The 26,010-nt window shown below is 70.2% G+C and carries 23 protein-coding genes and 3 pseudogenes; 17 read left to right on the forward strand and 9 right to left on the reverse strand.

The window, feature by feature from the left end:
• Positions 1–230 precede the first annotated feature (230 nt).
• From OG917_RS27770 to OG917_RS27790, 5 genes are read left to right on the forward strand one after another with little or no spacing between them, the layout of a single operon-like run.
• A complete protein-coding gene (locus OG917_RS27770) occupies positions 231–1,235 on the forward strand; it encodes a sugar ABC transporter substrate-binding protein (protein ID WP_328320713.1) in 1,005 nt (334 codons plus the stop codon).
• Complete coding sequence (locus tag OG917_RS27775) at positions 1,232–2,269, forward strand: ABC transporter permease (RefSeq protein WP_328320715.1); 1,038 nt, start codon at positions 1,232–1,234, stop codon at positions 2,267–2,269. The genes OG917_RS27770 and OG917_RS27775 overlap by 4 nt, the downstream gene beginning before the upstream one ends.
• Complete coding sequence (locus tag OG917_RS27780; RefSeq protein ID WP_328320717.1) at positions 2,266–3,153, forward strand: ATP-binding cassette domain-containing protein; 888 nt, start codon at positions 2,266–2,268, stop codon at positions 3,151–3,153. Before OG917_RS27775 ends, OG917_RS27780 begins: the two co-directional genes overlap by 4 nt.
• 25 nt (positions 3,154–3,178) lie before the next feature.
• Entirely contained in the window at positions 3,179–4,324 is a 1,146-nt protein-coding gene (locus OG917_RS27785; protein ID WP_266851538.1) for an ROK family glucokinase, read from the forward strand.
• Positions 4,324–4,905, forward strand: coding sequence for a hypothetical protein (locus OG917_RS27790; RefSeq protein WP_328320724.1), 582 nt, complete (start codon positions 4,324–4,326; stop codon positions 4,903–4,905). Before OG917_RS27785 ends, OG917_RS27790 begins: the two co-directional genes overlap by 1 nt.
• A gap of 38 nt (positions 4,906–4,943) precedes the next feature.
• On the opposite strand, the gene OG917_RS27795 is transcribed toward OG917_RS27790, so the two are convergent.
• Positions 4,944–5,279, reverse strand: a complete 336-nt coding sequence (locus tag OG917_RS27795; RefSeq protein ID WP_328320726.1) for an STAS domain-containing protein — start codon at positions 5,277–5,279, stop codon at positions 4,944–4,946.
• A 439-nt stretch (positions 5,280–5,718) separates the two neighbouring features.
• On the opposite strand from OG917_RS27795, the gene OG917_RS27800 reads away from it, so the two are divergent.
• Complete coding sequence (locus OG917_RS27800; RefSeq protein WP_328320728.1) at positions 5,719–7,962, forward strand: serine/threonine-protein kinase; 2,244 nt, start codon at positions 5,719–5,721, stop codon at positions 7,960–7,962.
• A gap of 203 nt (positions 7,963–8,165) precedes the next feature.
• Here the strand turns inward: OG917_RS27800 and OG917_RS27805 are convergent, their stop codons facing one another.
• Both OG917_RS27805 and OG917_RS27810 read right to left on the reverse strand, forming a co-directional pair.
• Entirely contained in the window at positions 8,166–9,536 is a 1,371-nt protein-coding gene (locus tag OG917_RS27805; protein WP_328320730.1) for a DEAD/DEAH box helicase, read from the reverse strand.
• A 228-nt stretch (positions 9,537–9,764) separates the two neighbouring features.
• Positions 9,765–9,941, reverse strand: a complete 177-nt coding sequence (locus tag OG917_RS27810) for a hypothetical protein (RefSeq protein WP_328320732.1) — start codon at positions 9,939–9,941, stop codon at positions 9,765–9,767.
• Here OG917_RS27810 and OG917_RS27815 point away from each other — a divergent pair.
• Positions 9,917–10,822 (forward strand): acyl-CoA dehydrogenase, encoded by a 906-nt coding sequence (locus tag OG917_RS27815; RefSeq protein ID WP_328322237.1) that lies wholly within the window; start codon positions 9,917–9,919, stop codon positions 10,820–10,822. The genes OG917_RS27810 and OG917_RS27815 overlap by 25 nt on opposite strands.
• A 543-nt stretch (positions 10,823–11,365) precedes the next feature.
• On the opposite strand, the pseudogene OG917_RS27820 reads toward OG917_RS27815, so the two are convergent.
• Together OG917_RS27820 and OG917_RS27825 are read right to left on the reverse strand one after the other, a co-directional pair.
• A pseudogene (locus OG917_RS27820) lies at positions 11,366–11,587 on the reverse strand (short-chain dehydrogenase); the annotation flags it as partial.
• A gap of 2 nt (positions 11,588–11,589) precedes the next feature.
• Positions 11,590–11,783 (reverse strand): annotated as a pseudogene (locus tag OG917_RS27825) (IS630 family transposase); the annotation flags it as partial.
• A 332-nt stretch (positions 11,784–12,115) separates the two neighbouring features.
• On the opposite strand from OG917_RS27825, the gene OG917_RS27835 reads away from it, so the two are divergent.
• The 4 genes from OG917_RS27835 (at position 12,116) to OG917_RS27850 (ending at position 17,064) form a co-directional block, all read left to right on the forward strand.
• Complete coding sequence (locus tag OG917_RS27835) at positions 12,116–12,454, forward strand: hypothetical protein (protein WP_328320734.1); 339 nt, start codon at positions 12,116–12,118, stop codon at positions 12,452–12,454.
• Positions 12,451–13,971 (forward strand): C2 family cysteine protease, encoded by a 1,521-nt coding sequence (locus tag OG917_RS27840; protein ID WP_328320736.1) that lies wholly within the window; start codon positions 12,451–12,453, stop codon positions 13,969–13,971. The genes OG917_RS27835 and OG917_RS27840 overlap by 4 nt, the downstream gene beginning before the upstream one ends.
• A gap of 344 nt (positions 13,972–14,315) precedes the next feature.
• On the forward strand, positions 14,316–14,726 hold the full coding sequence (locus OG917_RS27845) for a hypothetical protein (RefSeq protein WP_328320738.1): 411 nt from the start codon (positions 14,316–14,318) through the stop codon (positions 14,724–14,726).
• Positions 14,727–15,903: 1,177 nt separating this feature from the next.
• Complete coding sequence (locus OG917_RS27850; RefSeq protein ID WP_328320740.1) at positions 15,904–17,064, forward strand: glutathione-independent formaldehyde dehydrogenase; 1,161 nt, start codon at positions 15,904–15,906, stop codon at positions 17,062–17,064.
• A gap of 77 nt (positions 17,065–17,141) precedes the next feature.
• Here OG917_RS27850 and OG917_RS27855 read toward each other — a convergent pair whose 3' ends face one another.
• Complete coding sequence (locus OG917_RS27855; protein ID WP_328322239.1) at positions 17,142–18,062, reverse strand: aldo/keto reductase; 921 nt, start codon at positions 18,060–18,062, stop codon at positions 17,142–17,144.
• Between the two features lie 27 nt (positions 18,063–18,089).
• On the reverse strand, positions 18,090–18,449 hold the full coding sequence (locus tag OG917_RS27860) for a hypothetical protein (protein ID WP_328320742.1): 360 nt from the start codon (positions 18,447–18,449) through the stop codon (positions 18,090–18,092).
• 155 nt (positions 18,450–18,604) lie between these two features.
• Between OG917_RS27860 and pcaDC the strand changes: the two genes are divergently transcribed.
• The 4 genes from pcaDC to OG917_RS27880 all read left to right on the forward strand — a co-directional run bounded on the left by pcaDC (position 18,605) and on the right by OG917_RS27880 (position 21,870).
• Positions 18,605–19,906 (forward strand): bifunctional 3-oxoadipate enol-lactonase/4-carboxymuconolactone decarboxylase PcaDC, encoded by a 1,302-nt coding sequence (pcaDC, locus tag OG917_RS27865; RefSeq protein WP_328320744.1) that lies wholly within the window; start codon positions 18,605–18,607, stop codon positions 19,904–19,906.
• Positions 19,907–19,910: 4 nt separating this feature from the next.
• Positions 19,911–20,558 carry an MBL fold metallo-hydrolase gene (locus tag OG917_RS27870; RefSeq protein WP_328320746.1) on the forward strand — a complete coding sequence of 216 codons (648 nt, stop codon included), beginning with the start codon at positions 19,911–19,913 and terminating at the stop codon, positions 20,556–20,558.
• A gap of 30 nt (positions 20,559–20,588) precedes the next feature.
• Positions 20,589–21,368, forward strand: a complete 780-nt coding sequence (locus OG917_RS27875; RefSeq protein WP_328320748.1) for an exodeoxyribonuclease III — start codon at positions 20,589–20,591, stop codon at positions 21,366–21,368.
• Between the two features lie 61 nt (positions 21,369–21,429).
• Entirely contained in the window at positions 21,430–21,870 is a 441-nt protein-coding gene (locus OG917_RS27880) for a DUF6278 family protein (RefSeq protein ID WP_328320750.1), read from the forward strand.
• Positions 21,871–22,077: 207 nt separating this feature from the next.
• Here OG917_RS27880 and OG917_RS27885 read toward each other — a convergent pair.
• A pseudogene (locus OG917_RS27885) lies at positions 22,078–22,370 on the reverse strand (CocE/NonD family hydrolase C-terminal non-catalytic domain-containing protein); the annotation flags it as partial.
• Between the two features lie 274 nt (positions 22,371–22,644).
• Here OG917_RS27885 and OG917_RS27890 point away from each other — a divergent pair.
• Positions 22,645–23,274: a hypothetical protein gene (locus OG917_RS27890; protein WP_328320752.1), complete on the forward strand. Its 630-nt coding sequence runs from the start codon at positions 22,645–22,647 to the stop codon at positions 23,272–23,274.
• On the opposite strand, the gene OG917_RS27895 is transcribed toward OG917_RS27890, so the two are convergent.
• Positions 23,213–23,956, reverse strand: coding sequence for a hypothetical protein (locus OG917_RS27895; RefSeq protein ID WP_328320754.1), 744 nt, complete (start codon positions 23,954–23,956; stop codon positions 23,213–23,215). The two genes, OG917_RS27890 and OG917_RS27895, sit on opposite strands and share 62 nt — an antisense overlap.
• 159 nt (positions 23,957–24,115) lie before the next feature.
• On the opposite strand from OG917_RS27895, the gene ggt reads away from it, so the two are divergent.
• Positions 24,116–25,942, forward strand: coding sequence for a gamma-glutamyltransferase (gene ggt, locus OG917_RS27900; RefSeq protein ID WP_328320756.1), 1,827 nt, complete (start codon positions 24,116–24,118; stop codon positions 25,940–25,942).
• Positions 25,943–26,010 lie beyond the last annotated feature (68 nt).

Consider the following 26,010-nt stretch of genomic DNA (forward strand, 5'->3'; position numbering starts at 1 on the left):
AGAGAGGGCGGACCCTTGCGCACGAGCCGTACAGCAGGAGCAGCACGCCTCGCCGCACCCGCGGGCGGTACCCGATGACTCGCCCGCGACCAGCGGTGACCCATACTTGGGCCGCCGGTCCGGACCGGAAGGGCCACCGTCCGCACCGGCGGGTACGGCAGCGGTCGCAGCAGGCACAGCCGTCACAGCGACCGCAGGAAGCACAGGAACACCGAGAAGGGCATCACGTCGTGGCAAGGGTACGAACCTGGGTCAGCGGGGCACTGGCGCTAGCGCTGGGGCTCTCCCTGGCGGGATGCAGCAGCACCGGCGGCAAACGCGCCGAGGACCGCGCATCGCGGGCCGCGGCCGTCGGCAAGGCGGCGGTGAACACCCCCCGCTGGAAGTTCGCGATGGTCACCCACTCCGGCGACGGGGACACCTTCTGGGACATCGTCCAGAAGGGTTCCAAGCAGGCCGCCGCCAAGGACAACATCACCTTCCTCTACTCGCACAGCGAGGAGGGCCAGCAGCAGGCGCAGCTCGTGCAGACCGCCATCGACCAGAAGGTCGACGGACTGATCGTCACCCTCGCCAAGCCCGACTCGCTGAAGGCTGTCGTGCAGAAGGCCGAGAAGGCAGGCATCCCGGTCATCACGGTGAACTCCGGCTCCGAGGAGTCCAAGCAGTTCGGAGCGCTCACCCACATCGGCCAGGACGAGACGATCGCCGGCGAGGCGGTCGGCGACGAGCTGAACAAGCGCGGCCGCAAGAAGGCCCTCTGCATCCTCCACGAGCAGGGCAACGTGGGCCATGAGCAGCGCTGTGCCGGAGCCAGGAAGAGCTTCCACGGCACGATGGAGAACCTGTACGTCGACGGCACCAACATGCCCGACGTGCAGTCCTCCATCGAGGCCAAGCTCCAGGCAGACCGCTCCATCGACTCGGTCGTCACCCTCGGCGCGCCCTTCGCCGACGCCGCGGTCCAGGCCAAGGACACCGCGGGCAGCAAGGCCGAGGTCGACACCTTCGACCTGAACGCCAAGGTCGCGTCCGCGCTGGAGAAGGGGGCCCTCGGCTTCGCGGTGGACCAGCAGCCGTACCTCCAGGGGTACGAGGCGGTGGACCTGCTCTGGCTCTACAAGTACAACGCCAACGTCCTCGGCGGCGGCCGGCCGGTCCTCACCGGGCCCCAGGTCATCACCAAGAAGGACGCGAGCGCCCTGGCCGCCTACACCAAGCGGGGTACTCGATGAGCAGCGCCACCCGGGCGCCGGACGAACGGCTGCTGCGCAGCTCACCGCTGCGCCGGCTGCTCGGCCGGCCCGAGCTGGGCTCGGTCGTCGGGGCCGTAGCCGTCTTCATCTTCTTCTCGGTCGTCGCCGACAGCTTCCTGCGGCCCTCCAGCCTCTCCACCGTGCTGTACGCGGCCTCGACCCTGGGGATCATGGCCGTACCCGTGGCGCTGCTGATGATCGGCGGTGAGTTCGACCTCTCGGCCGGGGTCCTGGTGACCAGCTCGGCGCTGATCTCCTCGATGTTCAGCTACCAGATGACGGCCAACGTCTGGGTCGGTGTCGGGGTCTCGCTGCTGGTCACGCTCGCCATCGGGGCGTTCAACGGCTTCATGCTGACCCGCACCAAGCTCCCCAGCTTCATCATCACGCTGGGCACCTTCCTGATGCTGACCGGGCTCAACCTCGGCTTCACCAAACTGATCAGCGGCACCGTCTCGACGAAGTCCATCGGCGACATGGAGGGCTTCCCGTCGGCGAAGAAGGTCTTCGCCTCCCAGCTCACCATCGGCGACGTCGACCTCAAGGTCACGCTCCTGTGGTGGGCCGCCCTGATCGCCGTGGCGACCTGGGTGCTGCTGCGCACCCGTGCCGGGAACTGGATCTTCGCGGTCGGCGGCAACGACGACGCGGCCCGCGCGGTCGGCGTCCCGGTCGTCAAGACCCGGATCGGCCTCTACATGGGTGTGGCCTTCGCGGCCTGGATCTCCGGCCAGCACCTGCTCTTCAGCTACGACGTCGTGCAGTCCGGTGAGGGGGTCGGCAACGAGCTGACGTACATCATCGCGGCCGTCATCGGCGGCTGTCTGATCACCGGCGGCTACGGTTCGGCGGTCGGGTCTGCGGTCGGCGCGTTCATCTTCGGCATGACCAGCAAGGGCATCGTGTACGCGGAGTGGAACCCTGACTGGTTCAAGTTCTTCCTGGGAGCCATGCTGCTCCTGGCCGCCCTGCTCAATGCCTGGGTGCGCAAGCGAGCGGAGGCGTCGCGATGACCGAGCGGACCACACCCCTGGTGGAAACCGGGCGGACCACACCCCTGGTGGAACTCGACCGCGTCAGCAAGTTCTACGGCAACATCAAGGCGCTCGAAGAGGTCTCCCTCGTCGTGCACGCGGGCGAGATCTCCTGTGTGCTCGGCGACAACGGTGCGGGCAAGTCGACCCTCATCAAGATCATCTCCGGGCTGCACCGGCACGACGCGGGCCGCTTCCTGATCGACGGCGAGGAGACGAGCCTCGGCAAACCGCGCGAGGCGCTCGACCGGGGGATCGCGACCGTCTACCAGGACCTCGCCGTCGTCCCGCTGATGCCGGTCTGGCGCAACTTCTTCCTCGGCTCCGAGCCCACGAAGGGCACGGGACCCCTCAAACGCCTCGACGTCCAGCTGATGCGCGAGACGACGCGCTCCGCGCTGCTGCGCATGGGGATCGACCTGCGCGACGTCGATCAGCCCATCGGCACGCTCTCCGGCGGCGAGCGCCAGTGCGTGGCCATCGCCCGCGCCGTCCACTTCGGCGCCAAGGTGCTGGTCCTCGACGAGCCCACCGCCGCGCTCGGCGTGAAGCAGTCAGGGGTGGTCCTGAAGTACGTCGCGGCCGCGAGGGACGCCGGACTCGGCGTGGTCCTCATCACCCACAACCCGCACCACGCCTACCTGGTCGGCGACCGCTTCGTGCTGCTGAAGCGCGGCACGATGTTCGGCAGCCACAACAAGGACGAGATCACTCTGGACGAGCTCACCCGGCAGATGGCGGGCGGCAGCGAACTGGAGGAACTCAGCCACGAGCTGCGGCGCGCCCCGCGCCCCGGCGAGCCGGGCCCCGGCGGGGAGGGCCCCGACAAGGCGGACGGAAACCCCTCCGGGGACGCCTCCTGAGGATTCGGATGGCATCATCTGTCCGATGAGTACGTACCGTGACTTCGCGCACCGCGGCTCCGCCCGCGCCACGGTCCTGCGGACCGTCGGGACCCGCGAGCGGCGCTCGCACCTCACAGCGCCCCGCGTCCCGACCGTCGGCATCGACATCGGCGGTACGAAGGTGATGGCGGGCGTCGTCGACGCCGACGGCGTCATCCTGGAGAAGATCAAGACCGAGACGCCGGACAAGTCCAAGAGCGCCAAGGTCGTCGAGGACACCATCGTGGAACTGGTCCTCGACCTCTCCGACCGCCACGATGTGCACGCCGTCGGCATCGGGGCGGCCGGCTGGGTCGACGCCGACCGCTCCCGGGTCCTCTTCGCACCCCACCTCGCCTGGCGTGACGAGCCGCTGCGCGACGCCCTCCAGGGCAGGCTCGCGGTACCCGTCATGGTCGACAACGACGCCAACACCGCCGCCTGGGCGGAGTGGCGCTTCGGCGCGGGCCGGGGCGAGGACCACCTGGTCATGATCACGCTCGGTACGGGTATCGGGGGCGCGATCCTGGAGGACGGCCAGGTCAAGCGCGGCAAGTACGGCGTCGCGGGTGAATTCGGTCATATGCAGGTCGTCCCGGGCGGGCACCGGTGCCCGTGCGGAAACCGCGGCTGCTGGGAGCAGTACAGCTCGGGCAACGCACTCGTCCGTGAGGCCAAGGAGATGGCCGCGGCCGACTCGCCGGTGGCGTACAGCATCATCGACCGGGTCAAGGGCAACATCCCCGACATCACCGGGCCGCTCATCACCGAACTGGCCCGCGAGGGCGACGCGATGTGCGTCGAGCTGTTCCAGGACATCGGTCAGTGGCTCGGGGTCGGCATCGCCAATCTCGCCGCCGCGCTCGACCCGTCGTGCTTCGTCATCGGCGGGGGCGTCAGTGCCGCCGACGACCTGCTGATCGGGCCCGCGCGGGACGCCTTCCGGCGCCAGCTGACCGGTCGCGGCTACCGTCCCGAGGCCCGGATCGCCAAGGCGCAGCTCGGGCCCGAGGCAGGTATGGTCGGGGCGGCCGACCTCTCCAGGCTGATCGCCCGGCGGTTCCGCAGGGCGAACCGCCGCCGTGTGGAGCGCTACGAGCGGTACGCACAGGCTGCCCGTACCACCCGCACCACCCAGGGATCCCCGTAATGACGACGTCCGTGCCGCCCCAGACCTCGCCCCCGGAGGGCGGTGGCCAGTCGCCGGAGGACCACCGGCACATGATCCGCCGCAGATGGCTCACCGCGGTCATCATCGTGCTCCTCATCGGGATCCCCGCCGGCTACCTGGTCATCTCGGCCGGGCAGAGCCGGGACAGCGGCCGGTCCAACGAGCGGGAGGCCATGGCGACCGGTCTCACCCATGGCTGGCCGACGAAGGTACAGCGCCGCACGTTCGACGTACCGATCCCGAAGAACGCGGTCGGCGTCTGGTACTACCAGACCAGCAACTGGAAGGTCAGCCGGCTGTACGTGCGGTTCACCACCACACAGGCCGGGCTCGACGCCTTCCTCAAGAAGTCGGGTACCAGCTCCGCCGCGCTCAAGGACGGGAAGGTCACCGTCTCGCCGCGCAACGCGAAGATCGTCGGCTGGAAGTTCCCCGAGACCCGCGACTGGGCCGGCACGACCGTCACCCGTAAGAACCCGCTGCCCAGCGTCGACATCACCGTCGACCGGACCTTCCCGCGCGGCAAGCGCGTGTACCTCGTCTCGACCGACACGCCCTGATCACCGCGGGTCGCACCGGGGCGGCCGGAGTGGCCGGTTCAGGCCGCGCGGCCCGGAGACGGCGCCGGGAGCCGGGCGGCGAGTTCCATGGCGGGGAACAGCTCGGCGGCCAGGTGCAGCAGCCGCAGGGGCTGGGGCGCCAGCCCTGTCACCGCCGTTCTACGGGGAGACCTGTCCTGCCGTCTCCGGTCCCCGAGCAGGTGGAGGCCGGCGACGTCCATGAACCGGGCGTCGTGCAGGTCCCAGGTCACATCGGTCACGGCCTGCGGAAGCCCGGCGGCGGTGGCGCGCAGTGCGGCCAGGGAGTCGTAGTCGATCTCTCCGTGCGGAGTGATCAGGGCGGTGGTGCCGTCGATCTCCGTGGTGATGTGCATCCGGGGCGCCCCCTTCCGGGGGTGGTGAGCCCAAAGGCGAGGCGCCCAGGAAGGGGGCGGCCGACGATGGCGGGGACTGGATGCCCGGGGAGGGGGCAACGCCCAGAACCCGAAGGGCCGGCGCCCGCAGCGCCGACCGGTCTCGTGTCGGTTCATCGTGCCACGGCGAAACCTCCGCAGACCATGGCCGGTGGGTGAAGACTCCCCGGCGGCACCTGCCGGCGGAGGCCGTGGCTCTCCCACGCGTCCCACGGAGCCCCGCCCTCCCCGCCGCGGACTCCGTCGTGAGCGGCGCGGGAACAGCCCCGGGCAGCGTGGGCCGGTGCCCTGTCCGACGCCCGCTGTGCCCTGCCGTACTGCCTTGCGGCTAGTTTGTGGGAAGGACAGACAGGCGGGCCCGTGTCGGCAGAGGCGCACGGGGGACGGGAGGTCGGGAAGAGTGTCGCTGCGCGGAGGTGATCCAGCCGAGATCGGCGGCTACCCGCTTGAGGCGCGGCTCGGTTCGGGTGGCATGGGCACGGTCTTTCTCGCCCGTACGAGCTCGGGGCGGCCAGTCGCGATCAAACTGATCCACCAGCAGTACGCGGGGGACGACGAGTTCCGCATCCGTTTCCGGCAGGAGGTGGCCGCGGCGAGGCGGGTGAGCGGCGCGTTCACCGCGGCCGTGGTCGACGCCGCCCCGGAGGCCGAGCAGCCGTGGATGGCGACGACCTACATCGAGGGGCAGACGCTGGCCCAGCGCATCACGACGGAGGGCCCGCTGAACGGGGCGGAGCTGCGGATGCTCGCCATCGGCCTGGCGGAGGCGCTGCGCGATATCCACCGGGTGGGGGTGGTCCACCGCGACCTGAAGCCCTCGAACGTCGTGCTCTCGCCCGAGGGCCCGCGCGTCATCGACTTCGGTATCTCGCGCGCCGTGGACCAGCAGACGCTGACGATGACCGGCCGGGTCATCGGTACGCCGCCTTTCATGTCGCCGGAGCAGTTGCAGGCCCCGCGCGGTGTCGGACCGCGGTCCGATGTGTTCTCGCTGGGGACGCTGCTGGTGTACGCCGCGACGGGCCACGGGCCCTTCGACGCGGACAGCCCGTACTTGACGGCGTACCAGGTGGTGCACGAGGAGCCGTCGCTCGACGCCGTGCCTGCGGCTCTGCGGGCGGTCGTCGAGCCGTGCCTGGAGAAGGAGCCCGGGGGCCGCCCGTCGGCGGACGAACTCCTCGTGCTGCTGCGGGACCTGCCGACCGACCTCGGAGGGGCCCGCACGGACGGGTACGGCCCGGGCCGTACCCGCGACATGATCACCCAGCATCACTTCGCGACGCGGGACACCTCCGCGCCGACTGCCCTGACCACAGCCCCCGCCGTTCCCGGCACGGGGAGCGACGGCACCCCCATCGGCAGCCGTCTGCGCCGCCGGTGGCGTCCCGTGCTCGCGGCCGCGGTCACGGTGGCAGCGATCGGCGGAGGAGGCGCCGCGCTGACGGCGGGCAGCGCCGGGGGGAACGGCGGCGGCGACAAGGACAACAGCATCGCGGCGCCGGCCGCCGCGCTTCCGGCCGGCTTCGAGCCGTGGCGCAGGACCGTGCAGGGCGGCCTCAAGGACATCCCCGACGAACTGCGCTGCGTCGCGCACGGTGACGCGCTGTTCTGCGGCGGCGGCGGTGTCGTCGCGACCCGTATCAGGGTCTCGGACGGCTCACGGGTGTGGACGGCGAAGAGCCCGGGCGTCCCCGTCCAGGGCATGCACCTGGTGGGCGCCACCGACGACACGGTGCTCGGTTACCGCTTCGCCGCCCAGAACGCTCCGCAGGACCCTCCCAGCGAGGTGGTGGCCATCGACGCGGACAGCGGCCGGGAGCTGTGGTCCGTACCGTCCGGCGCCCAGTCGATGGCCGTCACGGGCCGGACCCAGGACGCCCTCGTGGCCGGCTCCGCCGTCGTGACGGTCGACGGTACCGACTCCCGCTTCGAGGCCCGGGACGCGCACAGCGGCAAGGTCGCCTGGACGACGCCGTTCCCCGCGGGCACGCGGTGCGCTCCGGTCCCGGTGGGCGCAGAGCTCTACGCGATGTGCGCGACGGATGCGGAGGTGGACGCCTCGTCGGTGCAGCACCCCACTCTGTACAGGGTCGACCGGGCCTCGGGGGCACTGGGCCGGCGGGTCGCGGTCGACGGGCCCGCCGTGCCGATGGGCGTCGCCGGCGGCAGGCTCGTACTCCTCCGGGAGCGCACGGAGGGAACGGCGCTGGCCGGCTACGACGGGCTGGCGCGGTTCGACCCGGCCTCGGGCAAGGTGACCTACTCCCGGACGGCCAAGTCGTACGCGGGGGCGCCCGGTATGGCGGACGGCACCGTCTACGTGAGCGCGCAGACCGGTCGCGTCACTGCGCTCGACCCGGCGACCGGCCGGGAGAAGTGGTCACGGCAGACGGGCGTGGAGGGGGCTTCGGGTCCCGTGGCGGGAGCCGGCGCGCTGTACTTCAGCTCGGCCACCGGCCGGGTGGTCGCGCTGGCGCCGCACGACGGCAGAGTTCTGTGGATGACGGATCCGCAGGCCGACGGCCTGACGGGTGACCAGGGCGCAAGTCCGCGGGTGACCGTCGCGGGGCGGGCGGTGGTCGTGGCCGCGACCAAGAACACCCTCTTCGCCTTCGATGCGAGGAAGCCGCCGAAGTCGGGCTGAGCCTCCGGGAGTTGCCTCGCCCGGGCGCCGCGGCGGAGCCCGCGGTACAGGCTCTTCGCCCGCTGCGCGACCACGCCGCGCCCGCGTCCCTGAGGGCGTCCTGGCCGAAGTGCTCGCCCTTGTCCGGCGGTGACCACCGACCGGTGCCCGGACGGACGGCGGCCTCGGGGACGCCAGGTCCCCTCCCGGTAACTCCGCCCGGGTCAGCGGCCCTTGCGCACCCGGGCCGCCGCACGGGCCTCCGCCGTCCTGCGGGCATCGGCCGTCCTGCGGGTCTCCTTGGGGCGGCCCGGACGAGTGCCCATGCCGCGGAAGGGGGCGTTGCCGCTGCCCTTCCCTTCGACCGGCGGGCGCTTCGCCCCGGTGATGGCGGTCAGCTTCTCCTCGCCGGAGCGCACCTGGGTGACAGCCGGCCGGATCCGGGCCTCGGTCATGATCTTGTTGACGTCCCGCCGCTGGTTCGGGGTGACCAGCGTGACCACGTTCCCGGATTCCCCGGCGCGGGCCGTACGCCCCCCACGGTGCAGATAGTCCTTCGCGTCGGCAGGCGGGTCGACGTTGACGACGAGGTCGAGCGCCTCGATGTGAATGCCTCGCGCCGCGACATTGGTGGCCACCAGCACGGTGATCTCGCCGTCCTTGAACTGCGCGAGCGTGTGTGTGCGCTGGGGCTGCGACTTCCCGCTGTGCAGGGCGCCGGCCCGTACGCCGCTGGCCCGCAGGTGCCGGGTGAACTGGTCCACGCCGGCCTTGGTGTCCAGGAACATCAGGACCCGGCCGTCCCGCGCGGCGATTTCGGTCGCGGTGGCGTACTTGTCGGCGGGGTGGACGTTCAGCACATGGTGTTCCATCGTGGTGACCGAGCCCGCCACCCGGTCGAGCGAGGCCACCACCGGCTCGTGCAGATACTCCTGCACCAACTGGTCCACATTGCGGTCGAGCGTGGCCGAGAACAGCAGCCGCTGTCCGCCGGGGCGGACCTGGCCCAGGATTTCCGAGACCTGCGGCAGGAACCCCAGGTCGCACATCTGGTCCGCCTCGTCCAGCACCGTGATCCGTACCTCCCGCAGATCACAGGACCGACGCGACACGAGGTCGGCGAGCCGCCCCGGCGTCGCGACGACCACTTCTGCGCCGGTCCGCAGCAGCGCCACCTGCCGGTTGACCGACAGCCCGCCCACCACCGTCGCGAGCCGCAGGTCCAGCGCCTGCGCGTACGGCGCCAGCGCATCGCTCACCTGCTGCGCGAGCTCGCGGGTCGGCACCAGGACCAGGGCGAGCGGCCGCTTCGGCTCCGCTCGCATCCCTGCTGTCCGCGCCAGCAGCGCGAGCCCGAAGGCGAGCGTCTTGCCTGAGCCGGTCCTGGCGCGGCCGAGGACATCATGGCCGGCCAGCGCATTGGGCAGGGTCGCCGCCTGGATCGGGAAGGGCTCGGTCACGCCGAGGCCGGTCATCACCGCGGTGAGCTCCGGCGGCAGCCCGAGTGCGCCGAAGGACTCGACCGGCGGCAGGCCGCGGGCAGCCCCCTGCGGCGTGGTGAGTTCGCCCTCCGGGGCCTGCGGCTTCGCGTTCATGGGGGAACCTTCCTCGGTCTGGCGCCCGGAACGCGCCGGGGCCCGTACCCCTCGGTACGGGCCCCAACGGTTTTCAAGCGTGACCCCAGTTTATCAGCGCGAGCCCCGGCGCATTCCGGTCCTGCCGGCGGGCCCGCTGCCCGTCGCCGGACCTCGTCGGGGGGTGCCCCTATCTGTTTGGTCCAGCCGGGTGAGCTGCTCGTCCCCAAGGAGTCGGGGGGCGCCGGCCTAGGCTTCGGTGACTACTGGCGTGTCCTTGCCGAACTCGGCGCGTACAACGGGGCCGCCGCCCTCGGCTTCAACATGCACCACGTCGTCATCGGCGCGCTCGCCGACTCCGTCGGCACCCGGCTTTCCCCGGCCGCCGACACGTTCCGCGCCTGGATGCTGGACGAGGTCGTCCACGGCCGCAACCGTTCGCCTCCGCCACCTCGGAGACCGGCCGGGGCGCCAAACTCCGCGGTATGCAGACCCGCTACCGACTCTCCGACGACGGCGCGCACTACATTCTGACCGGGCACAAGTCGTTCGTCTCGCTGGCGGGCGCCGCCGACTACTACGTGGTGGCGGCCGTTGCCGAGGACGGTACCGAGGACTCCGCCGAGGTCTCGCACTTCGTCGTCGCCGGCGACGACCCTGGCGTCAGCTTCGGCAGCGTCCACCACATGTCGGCGATGTATGGCACCAGCACCGCCGCCATGACCCTGGACGAGGTCCCGGTGCCGCGTTCCCGGCTCTACCTGGGCGTCGAGGGCATGTCCCTGTTCAAGGTCGTACGCGAGCCGCACTGGATGATCGCGGGCTACACCGGCGCCTACCTCGGCATCGCCGAGGCCCTCTTCCGGCACACCGTCGATCATGTCACCGCGTCACCCGCGCGGGCCCAGTCCCCGGTGGTGCAACAGGAGTTGGGCCGGATGTCGGCCCGGCTGCGGGCCGCCCGCGCCCTGGTGCACGAGGCCGGAGACCTCGTCGATACCGAGCGCGGCAGCCTGGAGGCCAACGCGATGGTGCACGCCGCCAAGTACGTCGTCGGCGAGGTCGGTCCGCAGCTCGCCCAGGACGCGCTGCGGCTCTGCGGCTCGCTCGCCGTCAGCCGCGCCCACTCCCTGGAGCGGCTGGTCCGCGAGGTGTCCTTCGCCCATATGATGCCGGCCAAGCCGCAGGACTGCCTGGAGTACCTGGGCAAGGCCGCCGTCGGTGTCAACCTCTACCGGTACCACCTCACCTTTCTCCGGCCGGCGCCTGCTGATCAGGCCCCGGAGACATGTGAACTGCGTTCATAGCCAGTGCAGTTCGTGGAGAAACCGGTGAAGCAACGACGATGCTACCGGTACGCGCCTGCTCCAATACCGCGCTGCCCAGAGGGACCCCGATACACGGGATACACGGCGGGGAAACCGGCAGCTCAGAGGGCAACGGCTACATCGAATAAGAGCAATAGGGACACTGCGGATACACGGCGGACGCGACGATGGCAGCTTCTGGTGCTCGCGTGGTCCGCCCCCTCTCAGGGCCCTTCAGCGAACGCGGGTCACCGTGGTCGTGGCATGGCGGGTAGTGGCCGTGCGTCGATCAGGTGCGCCGAGGGCGGGAAGCGGGCAAGCCGTCACGAACTCTACGAGCCGGTGCGCCGGGTGTGGGGGAGCCAGTCCCGACCGGGCCCCTGGTGTCCACGCCACCTCGACAGGCTGTACCGGGTAGCCAGGGCCCACGCGGTTCGCCGCCCGGGGACCGTGATGACGGGGCAGCACAAACCGCGCGTGGCGTGGCGCTGGGGATCAGGGCAAACTGGCCGTCATCCGCGCCGGCGAGCACTACGAACACCCTGAACCGGTCACCAGGTCGGTCCCTGTCTGGATCCCCGCCTTGTTGACTAGCAGCGAGACGTCCGGGGCGGCCTCGGCTGCGGCCTTCACGGATGCGTGATCCGCGATCTCGAGGGGCAGCACGTCCACCCCGGGCAGGTCCATGGTCTCGGGCCGGCGGGCCGTCGCGTAGACCTTGCGGGCGCCCCGTTCGAGCAGTCGCTGGGCGAAGGCGCGGCCCAGGCCATCAGGTCGCGGACGGTGTCCTCGTCCGCCTGGACCAGACGGGCTATGACCGCAACCGTGCTGCCGCCGGCCGAGGCCAGCAGCATCATCGCCCGCCGGAACCGTACCGAGCTGCTACTGCCCCGCCGCACGATGTGCTGAAGTTCTGACCCTCCTGCTCGGTCAGACTGCGAACCCGGACCGGTTGCGCCATCCCGCCTCCCCACTGGTCCGGGAGGCATTTCCGACCAGCACGACGAGCAACCCGGTGAACCTTCCCGATCACAGCACGAGGCAGGTGTCCTCAACAGGTGAGGCCGCAGGGCGAAGGCTGCTCCCAGGATCCAGCTACAGACCCTGGTCCGCCGCCGTCTCCACCGACGCTACGAGATCGAAGCAGGGCACTTTCTCGCCTTCACCAGTATCGCTTGCACCCTCATCTGCTGCCGCAGACTCACTGCATGAGATGACTGCTCAAGACCGCTCGGAGCAGGATGTTAGCCTGACCAGTCGCTCTGGGAAGTCCGTGGGCAAGGGGGATGCACAGTGGTGCGACCGGACGGTCCGGCTGGGGAAACGCCGGAGCAGTTGAAGAAGCGCGCGGGAGACCTGCGGGCGTGCGCCCGCAAGGCCCGCACACTCGCCAAGAAGCTCGGTCCCCATCTCGACGGCGCAGCGAAGAAGGCCCGGCAGGCCGATCCACCGCTCTGGCGCGGACCGTTTGCCACACAGTCGACTCGGCAGATCACGAATCGCAAGGTCACACTGGGTCAGATGGCGTCCGCGCTGATGCACGACGCCGGCCGTTGGGACACAGAGGCGGATCGGCTCGACGATGAGGCGAAGACGGCATCGGTCAAGCGGAAGACCGGACCGGGGCATTGAGCGAATTCCGTGGCTTCGACAGCGCCGGGATACGTGCCCTCGCCTCCAGTCTGCGCAAGCTGGGCGGTGACGCACGCAGTCTGCACCGGGATGTGGCCTCCGTCCTCACCGAGGCGGCTCAGCTCATGAAGGGCAAGCCGGCCACCACCGATCCGCTCCTGCAGCCCCTGGTCGGCCAGGTCTTACTCATGCCGTCGTTCTTCGGCGGGCCCACCCAGATGCCCGGGGTGCTCGACGGCGAACTCGGCGGCATGGCCGATTCGATGGACCGCCGCTGCAAGCAGCTCGACGAATGCAAGGTGCTTATCGACCACGGCTACGCGGTCGACCCGGCCCTTCTCTTCGCCGACGAGATCCCGGCCAATGAGCAGCACATCGAAGGCGCGCTGAAACAGCTGGGGGACCTTGACGGCAAGGACTTCGGCACCAACGGTAACCGTGACGACCTGAAGAACGTCGAGAGCGTGCTGGACGGGATGACGTCGGCCGAACTGGACGCCTTCTTTGACCGCGTTCCCGAAGCCGACCTGAAGCGTTACAACGACCTGATCAACAACACGGATGACAGCGGCTGGAAGTGGTGGGACGAGAACGGCCTGCCCGAGGGGGAGCGCCGTGACCACCTCAGCAGGATGCTGGCGAAGATCGGCCCCGAGCACTGGGCCAAGGCTCAGACGGCCTTTCCAGGCACACAGCCGGGATTCGATACGACGGACGCCTATCTGGACGGCAAGAACTCCCAGTCAGGCATGGACGCCAAGGGAATGCACTGGGGCACCCCGGCCGACCCGCTCTTCGCCCCCGGCTCCAACGGCCAGGACATCAACGCCGCCGACATCAACCAGGGCCGGTTCGGCGACTGCTGGTACATCGCGTCGCTCACCTCGACGGCCCAGGTGAACCCGCAGTTCGTCCGTGACGGGATCAAGCAGAATGCCAATGGCACCATAAATGTCCGTATCTGGGACAAGGACGGCAACAAGCGCTGGGTGACCGTCACCCCGGACCTGCCGCTGGACAAGGACGGCACACCCATGACCGCCCATGCCCAGGGAGCAATGTGGCCCGCCTACTACGAGAAGGCGTTCGCCCTCGTCTACGGGGGCGACGACGGCGGCGCGCCCGACGGGCACCAGGACGACAAGCGCTACGACCGTACGGAAGACGGCACGTACGGGGCGATCGAGTGGGACTACAACGAGAAGGCCCCTCCCTATGTCACCGGTCATGATTCCAAGGGCATCGACAACAATGTCGATTCGGTGCGGACGAGTTTCGAGTCCGGGCACCCAGTGATCGTCAGTACCGGCAGCGGGGACGATGTGAACAAAAAGGGCCAGGACAAATGGGGAACGAGCTTCTCTACCCGGCACGTTTATTTCGTTAAGGGTTTTAAGGACGGCAAAATCGTGCTCGGTAACCCATGGGGCCCGCCCTACCAGGACATCGAGGCCACGCCCGACGAGTACAAGCAGTTCTTCGGGAATCCGCAGGCTCTGGAGGTACCCACGTCATGAAGGCAGTCCGATTCGCCGCGGCCTGCGGCTGTGTGCTGCTTGCTGTGGGCTGCGGCTCGTCCGGGAAGCAGGCTGTGACCTCGGCGTCCGCCAGCACACCGGCAACGAGCCCCGCGCCGCCCGCCGACAAAGGGCCGGTATGCGACGGGGATTCAGCGGCACGGGGGCTCCACGTGCTGCGTGGTGGGTCCCTCGAGCTGCCCGGTGGTGCCGGGATCGTCTCCTACAGGGGGGCGCGGTCTGACGGCTCGACCCGCACGGCGGTGCTGGGAAACGAGCCTGCGGTCGGCGGGGCGGGAGCCGCTTCCCGGGGCCGTACCGTGAAGCCGGGCCAGGACGTCACTGTGGGCGGTGCATCGTTCATGGTGACGCAGATCTGCACGTACCGAGTCGTCCTCACGCCGAAGGGCCAGAAGAACGTGAATGAGTCACCGCAGCCCGGCAACGCGGCCGGGTGGCCGTCTCTGACCGACGGGCGTTTCCGCCTCAGGTGGCATGTGCCGAACAACGAGTACAGCGGGCAGTACAGCGCTGTGGTGACGGAGATCAACCCGGGCCCACGCGCCGATATTGGCATCACAGCCCGGGGCGGCGGTGACGCCGCCTACCGGGACGCCCGCGTGGGCGACACTCTGGAGTTCGCCGGCCGGCTATGGAAGGTGGCGGCCATCGGAACCGCGGACGGCAGCCCGGCGGAGAGCAACCCGCACTCCGGGTACGTGGATCTTGAGCTGGTGGGACCTGCGGACAACTGACTCGATGGGCAGAGGCTCCCAGCAGGCTCCGGATGCAGACCCGTACGACTGGGCCATTGCCCTTCAAGTGGCAGCGGAGGCAGCCGGTCTTGGGCTGGCAGCGGACGGGTTCAGGACGTAGGTCGGCTGGTGGAAGGTCGTGCGCCTCCCGACACTCGCCAGCCCAAAGTTCGGGACGGGCCCGTTGGGCCGCGAGTACGGGAATTCGCTGCCGCACCGAAGAGCCCCCACCCGTACCCGCGGGCCCTCAAGGCGTGGTGGGTGGACAAGAAGGCCACGTCGATCGTCCGGGATTGGGGCAGCCTCGCACAGGGCGCCCCACAACCCGCCAAGGGCCTTGATGCTCGGGGAACTGCTGCGCCTCATCCGCGATACGACCACCACCGTGGTGCTGCAGAAGATCGCCGTGGCGATCGCCCCCCGGCGGGGCCGGCAGTCGTCGGCATCATCGGCGGGCTCCTCGGAGACGGGGGCAGCGCGTCGGCATCGTCGGTCACGCGGTAAGCCGCGCTGTCCAGCACGGCACGGAGCCGCGCCGGCCCTACGGTCCGTGGCGTCGCCGCCGGGTGCACTGAGCTCAGCACAGAATGCACCGCCAGGTCTTCGCCAGGAGCGGATCCGGCGTACGGCGGCACACCTCGCATCGCAGACCGCCCGCCGGCACCGGTGGTAAAGGCGGCAGAACAGCTGGCATCGGTTGCCCTCGCTGCTCGTTCCTGAGACCCGTCCGGCGGGTGCCCCCCGCCGTGTTTGAGCCTTCAAGTTGGCAAGCTGCGCGGGCGGCGAGGCAGGCGCCAATAGGCCAGGAAAGGGATCGACGGCCACGCGGAGCAAATACTGATTCGTGATGCGAATGTGCGCCCCGTGGTCTTATTACGGGCCGCACATTTGATGTCTACAGGGTGAACCCGTTCAGGTCCAGCCAGTATTCGTCGCCGTCCAGCAGGCGGTTCTTGTTGCTGAACCCGAGCACGACGCTCAACCCGGCGGCAAGAGCTGGAGAGTCGCGCCCGGCCAAGGCGAGTGGCAGGCTGGAACGGGGAAGCGGGGGTGGCCCCACGCCCCCTCCGGAAGGCGCCGGGCGGCAGAGCACCGCCGGTGGCGCCGTCGACTACCCGCCGCCAAGCGCAAGCTGCGATGGCGCTCGCGCGTAGCGGCGAAAAGGGAATGATTGATCATGAAGGCAGCTGTGTACGAAGGACCCCGCACCATTGCGGTGAAAGACGTACCGGACGCGAAGATCGAGCACCCCAGCGACATCCTCGTGAAGATCACGAGCACCAACATCTGCGGCTCCGACCTGCACATGTACGAAGGCCGCACCTCGTTCGAGACCGGCCGCACGCTGGGCCACGAGAACCTGGGGCAGGTCGTCGATGTCGGCTCCGCGGTCACCAAGGTCAAGGTCGGCGAGTACGTGTGCCTGCCGTTCAACATCGCGTGCGGCTTCTGCAAACAGTGCGAGCAGGGCTTGACGAACTACTGCCTGACCATGCAGCCCGAGCCTGCCTACGCCGGCGCCGCCTACGGCTTCGCCGAGATGGGCACCTACCAGGGCGGACAGGCCGAACTGCTGCGCGTACCGTACGGCGACTTCAACGCCCTGCGGCTGGGCGAGGACGCCGCCGAGCGCCAGCTGGACTACGTGATGCTGTCCGACATCTTCCCCACCGGCTACCACGCCACAGAGATGGCGGGCGTCAAGCCCGGTGACCAGACCCTCGTCTTCGGCGCCGGGCCTGTGGGACTGATGGCGGCCTACTCCGCGATCCTCAAGGGAGCCGGCCGGGTGTGGGTGGCCGATCACCAACCGGATCGGCTGCGGCTCGCCGAGGAGATCGGCGCGATCCCGATCAACACCAAAGACCAGGACCCGTCCGAGGTCGTCAAGGAAGCAACGCTGGGGCTGGGCGCCGACAACGGCTGTGAGTGCGTCGGCTACCAGGCGCACGATCCGCAGGGACACGAAAACGCCGCGCTGACGATGAACGGGCTGATCGACGCGGTCCGGTTCACCGGCGCCCTCGGTGTCGTGGGCGTCTTCCTTCCCGAGGATCCAGGCGGAGCCGAAGCACAGGGAGAACTCCAGGCCAAGGGCAAGACGCCGATCGACTTCGGCATGATGTGGTTCAAGGGCCAGAAGGTCGGCACGGGACAGGCTCCAGTGAAGCGGTACAACCGGGCACTGCGCGACCTCATCGCGGGCGGCAAGGCAGAGCCGAGCTTCCTGGTCTCGCACGAGCTGAACCTCGACGAGGCCGCAACGGCGTACGACCACTTCGACGCCCGAGACGACGGCTGGACGAAGGTCGTGCTGCACCCGAACGGTGCCAGCTGACACCCCGGAGACCTTCACGCGTTGTCCACACAGCCCTGCGCGGCATTGAGGCGCATAGGGTTTGCCGCCGACCGGATTCAGAACCAGGACGGTCCCGCGTTGGTGTAGGGCTCTTCCAGAGCAGCCGCCTCCACGTCCGACAGCTGTAGATCGAGGGCGTCCACTGCTTGGGTCAGGTGTGTGGGCTTGGTGGCACCCACGATCGGGGCGCAGACCAGGGGATTGCGTAGCACCCAGGCGAGAGCGATCTGGGCCATGGTCACGCCTCGTGTTTCGGCGAGTTGTTGTACGGCGTTGATGACCGGCTCGTCGTGCGGGCTGTCGAAGGACTGCACGACGTGGTCGGTGCGGGAGCGGGTGCTCTGCTCGCCGGCGGGGCGCGCGAGGCGGCCCTTCCCGTTCGGGGAGTACGGCACCAGCCGCACGCCCATGTCGCCGCACATGGCCATGAGTTCCGGCTCATCTTGGCGGCGCAGGAGGTTGTACTGGTTCTGCATGGAGACGAAGCGGGTCCATCCGCCGAGGTCGGCGGTGTGCTGGAGCTTGGCGAACTGCCAGGCGTACATGGATGAGGCGCCGATGTAGCGGACCTTGCCGGCCTTGATGACGTCGTGCAGTGCCTCCATCGTCTCCTCGACTGGCGTCTCGTCGTCGAAGCGGTGGATCTGGTAGAGGTCGATGTGGTCGGTGCCCAACCGGGTCAGAGAAGCGTCGACCTGCTCAAGGATCGCTTTGCGGGACAGGCCCACGCCACCGGGCCCGTCGTGCATTTTCCCCCGGACTTTGGTGGCCAGCACGATGTCTTCGCGCCGGGAGTACTCATGGATGGCGCGGCCGACGATTTCCTCGGAAGTGCCTGCCTGGTAGGCGTTGGCTGTGTCCCAGAAGGTGATGCCCAGCTCGATGGCCTGCTGGAAGAACGGGGCTGCCTTGTCTTCGGTCAGCGCCCAGGGATGAGCGCCGGCCACGGTCGGGTCGCCGTAGCTCATGCACCCCAGGGCGAGGCCCCTGCCCGTCGACGGCGGCTATACCACCCGCTGATCCCGTAGTCCCGGACAGTTGTCGTGGCCCGGCTGCGTGCTGACATGCCGCAGGGTCTCGCGGTGGTCGTCCAAGTCCACGGCGATGTCGTTCAGTTCGTTCGCGGCCCGGCCGAGCGCCAGCCACACTTCGGCCGGCAGCACGCCACGCTCCGCTTGGAACTTGGCGAAGGTGCTGCCGGTGGCCACGAGGTGGGTGGCGCCGCCGAGGGCTCCGTCGTCCGGATCGAGAATGCGGGCGATGAGCGGCGTGGCCTCGTTCGGCGGAAGGCGGGCGAGATGCTCGGCGAGCTGGCGGGTGATCTCGTCGGCCAGCCGCACCGGGTAGGGGGTGGGGTGGGGCATGCTCCTCCAGGTCGGGATGGTCAGGGCCGGCGCCCGGTCCGCTGCGCCTCGGCGAGAACGGCCTCGGGGCGTCCGCCGGCCAGCGGGGAGGCCCGGCCGGGGCCGGTGGGGATGCAGGCACGCAGGTAGCGGTGAGATATGAGAGCGTGAGCCGGATGAGCGAGACGACGCAGCAGACCCTCCAGTACCGCTTTGACGGGCCAGAAGACGCACCGGTGCTGGTCTTGGGTCCCTCACTGGGCACCACATGGCACATGTGGGACAGGCAGACGCCCGAACTGTCCAGGACGTGGCGTGTCCTGCGCTTCGACCTCCCGGGGCACGGCGGCGCCCCCGCCCACCCCGTGCCCTCGGTCGCCGGGATCGCCGGGCGGCTGCTGGCCACCCTCGACGAGCTCGGCGTGCAGCGCTTCGGATACGCGGGCTGCTCCATCGGTGGCGCGATCGGCATGGAGCTGGCGCTGCGCCACCCGGAGCGGGTCGCCTCGCTGGCGCTCGTCGCCGCTTCGCCCCGTTTCGGGACGGCGGACGAGTTCCGCCAGCGCGGAGTGATCGTCCGGACCAACGGGCTCGACCCGATGGCGCGCAGCGCGCCCGAGCAGTGGTTCACCCACGGCTTCGCCGCCGCGCAGCCTGCCATCGTGGAGTGGGCCGTGCAGATGGTCCGCACCACCGACCCCGGCTGTTACATCGCGGCCTGCGAGGCCCTCGCCGCCTTCGACATCCGCGCGGAGCTCGGCAGGATCGGCGTGCCCGCTCTCGTCGTGGTCGGCGCCGAGGACCGGGTGACCGGTCCCGCGGGCGCCCGCACCCTGGTGGCGGGGATACCGGACGCCCGGCTCGCGATGGTCCCCGCCGCCTCCCATCTGGCGCCGGTGGAGCAGCCCGCTGCCGTCACCGATCTGCTCGTACGGCATTTCTCCACCGGGTGGCAGGAGACCGCCTCGTCGTCGTCATCGACGACCTCGGCCTCCCTGCCGGTCCCGCCGCAGATGCCGGGGCTCTCGGCCCCGGTGATGCCCATCGCCGAGATCGCCCCGGCGGTGTTCCAGCCGGACGCGGTGCCGGCCGGGCGGCCCGACCCGTACGACGCGGGGGCGAAGGTCCGCCGGGAGGTGCTGGGCGATGCCCATGTCGACCGGGTGGAGGCGGCGGCGGACGCGTTCACCGGGGACTTCCAGGAACTGATCACCCGCTACGCCTGGGGTGAGGTCTGGGCCAGGGACGGCCTCGACCGCCGCACCCGCAGCGTGGTGACCCTGACGGCTCTGGTCGCCGGCGGTCATCCGCAGGAGCTGGCCTCCCACGTCCGCGCGGCCCTGCGCAACGGCCTCACCCCGGCGGAGATCAAGGAAGTGCTGCTCCAGACCGCGGTCTACTGCGGTGTCCCGGCGGCGAACTCGGCCTTCGAGGTGGCCAGGACCGTGATCCAGCAGGAGACGACGCCCGGGGCGTAGGAGGATGGTGGGTATGACGATCAAACTGACGAAGAAGACCCACGCCTGCGTCCGGCTGGAGAAGGACGGGCAGACGCTCGTCATCGATCCCGGCGGGTTCAGTGAGGAGGACGCGGCCCTGGGCGCCGACGTCATCCTCGTCACGCACGAGCACTTCGACCACTTCGACGAGAACCGTCTGCGCGCCGGGATGGAGGCGAACCCCGCTGCCGAGATCTGGACGCTGCGCAGTGTCGCGGAGCAGCTCTCCGCCGCGTTCCCGGGCCGGGTCCACACCGTCGGCCACGGCGACACTTTCGAGGCGGCCGGGTTCGGTGTCCAGGTGCACGGCGAGCTGCACGCGGTGATCCACCCGGATCTGCCGCAGATCACCAACGTCGGTTATCTGGTGGACGGTTCGGTCTTCCACCCGGGCGACGCCTTCACGGTGCCGGACCAGCCGGTCGAGACCCTGATGCTTCCGGTGCACGCTCCGTGGAACAAGATCTCCGAGGTGATCGACTACGTGCGTGAGGTACGGCCGCAGCGCGCCATCGACATCCACGACGTGCTGCTCAAGGACCTGGCCCGCGGTGTGTACGACACACATATCGGCAACCTGGGCGGCGCCGGCCACACCCGTCTGATGCCTGGCGACGCCACGGACCTGTGACTGTCGGTGGCACCGGCTAGGTTTGGTCCCATGCGCATCGCCACCTGGAACGTCAATTCGATCACCGCCCGGCTCCCGCGGGTGCTGGCCTGGCTGGAGAGCACCGGCACGGACGTGCTGTGCCTCCAGGAGACCAAGTGCTCCGCCGAGCAGTTCCCCGCCGACGAGCTGCGTGAGCTGGGGTACGAGTCGGTGGTCAACGCCACCGGCCGGTGGAACGGGGTGGCGCTGGTCTCCCGGCTCGGGCTGGACGATGTGACCATGGGGCTGCCCGGTGGCCCGGAGTACGAGGGGGCGCAGGAGCCGAGGGCCATCTCGGCGACCTGCGGCCCGGTCCGTGTCTGGTCGGTGTACGTACCGAACGGCCGCGAGGTCGACCACGCGCACTACGCGTACAAGCTCGAATGGCTCGCGGCGCTGAAGGCGGCGGCCGCCGGGGACGCGGCGGACGCGCGCCCGTTCGCCGTCCTCGGGGACTTCAATGTCGCCCCCGCGGACGAGGACGTCTGGGACCCGGCGCTCTTCGAGGGCGCCACCCATGTCACCCCGGCCGAGCGGGCCGCGCTCACCGCGCTCCGCGGGACGGGGCTGAGCGACGTGATGCCGCGCCCGCTCAAGTACGACCGCCCGTACACCTTCTGGGACTACCGCCAGCTGCGCTTCCCGAAGAACAAGGGCATGCGCATCGACCTCGTGTACGGCAACACCGCGTTCACCGCTGCCGTCAAGGACAGCTACGTGGACCGCGAGGAGCGCAAGGGGAAGGGCGCGTCGGACCACGCCCCGGTCGTCGTCGATCTCGACGCCTGAAGCCCCGGGAGTCCGCGCGCCGGTTGGTGCGAGTGTCGAGCGGAATGCGAGGCTGGGCGGTGTGAATATCCCTTTCCTTGACCACTGGCGCAGACGGCACGGCACGGAGCACGCGCAGACGCTCGCCACGGCTGTGCGCAAGGACCCGAAGGGCGTGGGAGAGCTGTTCTCCGAGTGTGAACTGCTGCGGGCCAGAGCCGGACAGGAAGGGCTTCAACTCGATGACTCACCTGCCTCGTTGACCGCACTCGACCAGCTCCCGCCGCACTGGCGCGACGATCCCGAGGAGCTGCCCTGGCTGGGCAATGACGCGGGGCTCTACCTGGGGACCATCATCGTCAGGACCGTTCCGGGCGCGGTCTGGGACGTCTGGCCGGGCGGCACCCCGGTGGTCCGTCTGGGGTCGGGGCGGGAGATCAACGTGGTCGAGGCCGGCCTCGACTGGGCGGTAGCCGGGGCGCCCGAACTGTCCCAGGTCTACGCGGAGGCAGCGGAGGCCTGAACGCCCGAATTAGGCTAGTTCACCGCTTTTCAATACAAATACGGTTTATGGTGACTTAGCGCGTGTCGGGTGTGAAGTCCCTTGTCGGGGCGGATAGTTTGCGTCATCGACCGTCCGGAGGCGGCCGGGCCCGGCCGAACCAGGAACGCTGCTGCCGGGTGCGCAGTAGCACGTAGGGCACCAAGCTCGCCCGGCAGCAGCCGGTGATCACTTCTCGCGCAGCGGGACCGACAGGTACACGGGTCGGACTCGGGTGAGGAGAAGGTCAGCTGTGCGCCGGTCGGGTTGTGCTCGATGTACAGCGGGTCGACGGTGCCGGTCACCAGGGCCAGATGATGGCCCGCCGGCACGTCGTACGCCGTGGAGAACGGATCCAGGTCCATGGGGGGCGCCTCGCCGGGCGTCTTGCCGTGGAAGGTGTGCGGCGCGTTGCTGACCAGCTTGCCGAGGCCGAGCGGCCCCACGTCGTACAGGTACGCGATGAGGGTGCCGCTCTCCTTGCGTGCGGGCCGGGGTGCGGATCGGGGCGCACAGCCGTACAGGGCATCGAAGGGTGCGGTTCCCCCCCCCGTGGTCAGGCACGGTGCAACTGACCGCCGCATGGCCCAAGTCGCCGGGCCTCCCGGATCGGGTGGCGTACTCGATCCCGTGCATCGAACCCCCGGGGCGGCCATGGGTGGCCGTGCAGCGCTCCCCGGCCGTGCCGTTCGGGATTGTTGACTGAAATTCAGTAAAACCCTGGCGCGGGAGCGCCCGGCGCCCCAAGCTCTCGGTGTGACGAATTCGGAGAACGGCGCGGACCTGGGGCAGGGGCAGGCGGACATGGCCCTGCGGCTCAGGGGAAAGCTGCAGTGGGTCCCGGTGGGCGCGGTGGTGGTACTGGTCGCCTGGGTGATGGCCATCCCGCCGGTCGCCTCCGGGGCGTACGGGGCGGTCGGCGGCACCCTGATGGTGATCGCGGGACTGCTGCTCGCCTTCTTCGCCGCCACCTTCGCGGGGTATCTGCTGCGGCCGCTGCGGCTGGCGGCCGGCCCGGACGGCCTGACCGTACGCCTTCCCCTCTGGCCCGCCCGCACCGTGCCGTGGCCGACGGTGACGGGGGTGACCGGCGCCGGGACAGTCGGCGGCGGCAGGGCAGGCGCCCATGTCGTCGTGGACTTCGCACCGGGTGCGGACGTGCTGCCCCGGTTCTGCCGGCCGCGTTCGATGTACCGCAGACTCGCCCCGTCGCTCGGGAGGGGGGAGCGGGCGGAGGGGCTCTGCATCGAGGCTCAGGTCTTCGACGTGGACCCGGCGGAACTGGTGGCGTTCATCCGGGAGCACGCCCCCGGCGGGGTCCCCGTCAGCGATCCGCCCGGTGCGAGGTACGGGGAGCCGGGGCCGGGGCCTGTGCCGCACGCGTGACATCCGCGATCAGCTCCACCACGTCGGGGCCGTACGCCTGTGAGTTGATCACTTTGAGCAGCAGGCAGAAGGGCTTGTCGCCGTACTTGCGGGCCAGCTTCTCGTGGTTGCGGGCGAGGTAGCGGGCGGCTGCCTGGTTGGTGATGGACTGCTGGCCGCAGAAGAGGAAGACGGGGCGGGCGCCGGGCTGGGTGGTGAGGCGGGCCAGTACGGCATGGGCGAGCCTGCCGCTCTCCAGCCGGTAGCGCTCACCAGCGATCTGGAAGGCGGCGCGGTCGGGTCCCGGCTCCGCGTCCGTGTTCACCTCGATGCCGGGGAGCAGCGACTGGAGGTGGGCGGCCGTCCGGCGGTTGGATCCGGGGCCCCCGACGCAGAACTCGGTGCGCTCGCCGATGCCCTGCTGCGCGGTGTCCGCCGCGAGGATCTGGACGTGGGCGCCGCAGTCCTTGATGAGCGAGGAGAGTTCGAGCAGCGCGAAGACGTCGTTGCGGGCGACGGCGCCGTCGCCCCCCGCCTCGCGGTTGACGACCAGCAGGCACTCGGCGTTCCCGGGCAGCCCGAAGAACGCCTGCTTCTTCCGGAGTCCGCGCTGCCAGAGGGAGGTGCGCGCCAGCCAGCCGAGCGCGGCGCTGACACCGGCGGCGATCACACCGAGCAGGATGTTGCGCAGGTCGTCGTTCATGGCATGCACCTCGGCGGTTCGGTCCGGGTCCTCCGGCGGGCCTGCCCGCCGGAGGCGGTTCCGGGAACAGTATGGTGCGGCATGCTACCGACATGCTCATGACTAATGGGTGGGGGCCGGGCTACGCTGCGCCGTACGTCTCTCCGCTGGAGGTCATGGATGCGCCGTGTCACCGTCCGGAACCTTTCCTGCCTGGCCGTCGCCGCCGCCCTGCTCTCGGTGGGTGCGACAGCGCCGCCCTCCGCGGCCGGCGGGCCGCCCGGGCGGCCGGGGGGAGACGCCGCGGCGAAGGCGCCGGTCGCGGTCGGGTACGGCGGTGCGGTGTCGAGCGTCGACCAGGACGCTTCCGCCGCGGGCATCGAGGTGCTCCGCGAGGGCGGCAACGCGGTCGACGCGGCGGTGGCCACGGCCGCCGCGCTCGGTGTGACCGAGCCCTACTCGGCGGGCATCGGCGGTGGCGGCTACTTCGTCTACTACGACGCGAAATCCCACCGGGTCCGGACGATCGACGGCCGCGAGACGGCGCCGCGCTCCGCCGGCTCGTCGCTCTTCCTGGAGAACGGCAAGCCGCTGGCGTTCGCCGACGCGGTGACCAGTGGTCTGAGCGTGGGCACGCCGGGCACCGCGGCCACCTGGGACTCCGCGCTCGCCTCCTGGGGCCGGAAGTCGCTGGGGGCGGTACTGAAGCCGGCCGAGCGGATCGCCAGGAACGGGTTCACCGTCGACCCGACCTTCCGCGGCCAGACGCAGGACAACCAGTCGCGGTTCGCGGACTTTCCCGCGACGGCGAAGCTCTTCCTGCCCGGCGGGCAGCCGCCCGCCGTGGGCTCGACCCTCAGGAACCCCGATCTCGCCCGGACGTACGAGGAGCTGGGCCGCGAGGGCGTCGGCGACCTCTACCGGGGCGGTCTCGGCCAGGACATCGTGCGTACCGTCCGCAAGCCGGACCTGGCGCCCGGCTCGACGCGCAACGCCCGCCCGGGCGACCTGACCGCGGAGGACCTGCGCGCGTACGAGCCGCTGCACCGCGCCCCCACCGAGACCACCTACCGCGGCCTCGGCGTGTACGGCATGGCGCCGTCGTCATCGGGCGGCACCACGGTCGGCGAAGCACTCAACATCCTGGAGCGCACGGACCTCTCGAAGGCGTCCCAGGCGCAGTATCTGCACCACTACATCGAGGCCAGCCGGATCGCCTTCGCCGACCGGGGCCGCTGGGTCGGTGACCCGGCCTTCGAGTCCGTTCCGACGAAGGAACTGCTCTCGCAGCGATTCGCGGACTCGCGGTCCTGCCTCATCAAGGACGACGCGGTCCTGACCAGTCCGCTGGCGCCGGGCGATCCCCGTCACCCGGAGCGGTGCGGGAACAGCGGCAGCGCGGCCCCCACCACGTACGAGGGCGAGAACACCACGCATCTGACGGTGGCCGACAAATGGGGCAACGTCGTCGCGTACACGCTGACCATCGAGCAGACGGGCGGCAGCGCCATGACCGTGCCGGGCCGTGGGTTCCTCCTCAACAACGAGCTGACGGACTTCTCCTTCGTCCCGGCCGACCCGTCGGCGCACGACCCGAACCTCCCTGGGCCGGGGAAGCGGCCGCGCTCGTCGATCTCGCCCACCCTCGTCCTGCAGGGCGGGAAGCCCGTCCTGGCGCTGGGATCGCCGGGCGGCGCGACCATCATCACCACCGTGCTCCAGACGCTCATCGGCCACCTGGACCGCGGGCTGCCCCTGGTGGACGCCATCGCGGCCCCGCGGGCGAGCCAGCGCAACGCCGCCACGACGGAGCTCGAACCAGCCCTCTACGACAGTCCGCTGCGGGCCCAACTTGAGGCACTCGGCCACAAGTTCACGCTCAATCCCGAGATCGGCGCGGCGACGGGGGTGCAGCGCCTCCCGGACGGCCGCTGGCTCGCGGCGGCAGAGCCGGTCCGCCGGGGCGGTGGCTCCGCCATGGTCGTCCACCCGGCGGGACGGCCCTGAGGCCTGGCGGGACACCAGGAAGTGCGCCGGCTGACGGGAGCGGCCCGGTCCGCACGGAAGCCCCTAGG

This window comes from Streptomyces sp. NBC_00388 (genome assembly GCF_036061255.1).
GTDB lineage: Bacteria > Actinomycetota > Actinomycetes > Streptomycetales > Streptomycetaceae > Streptomyces.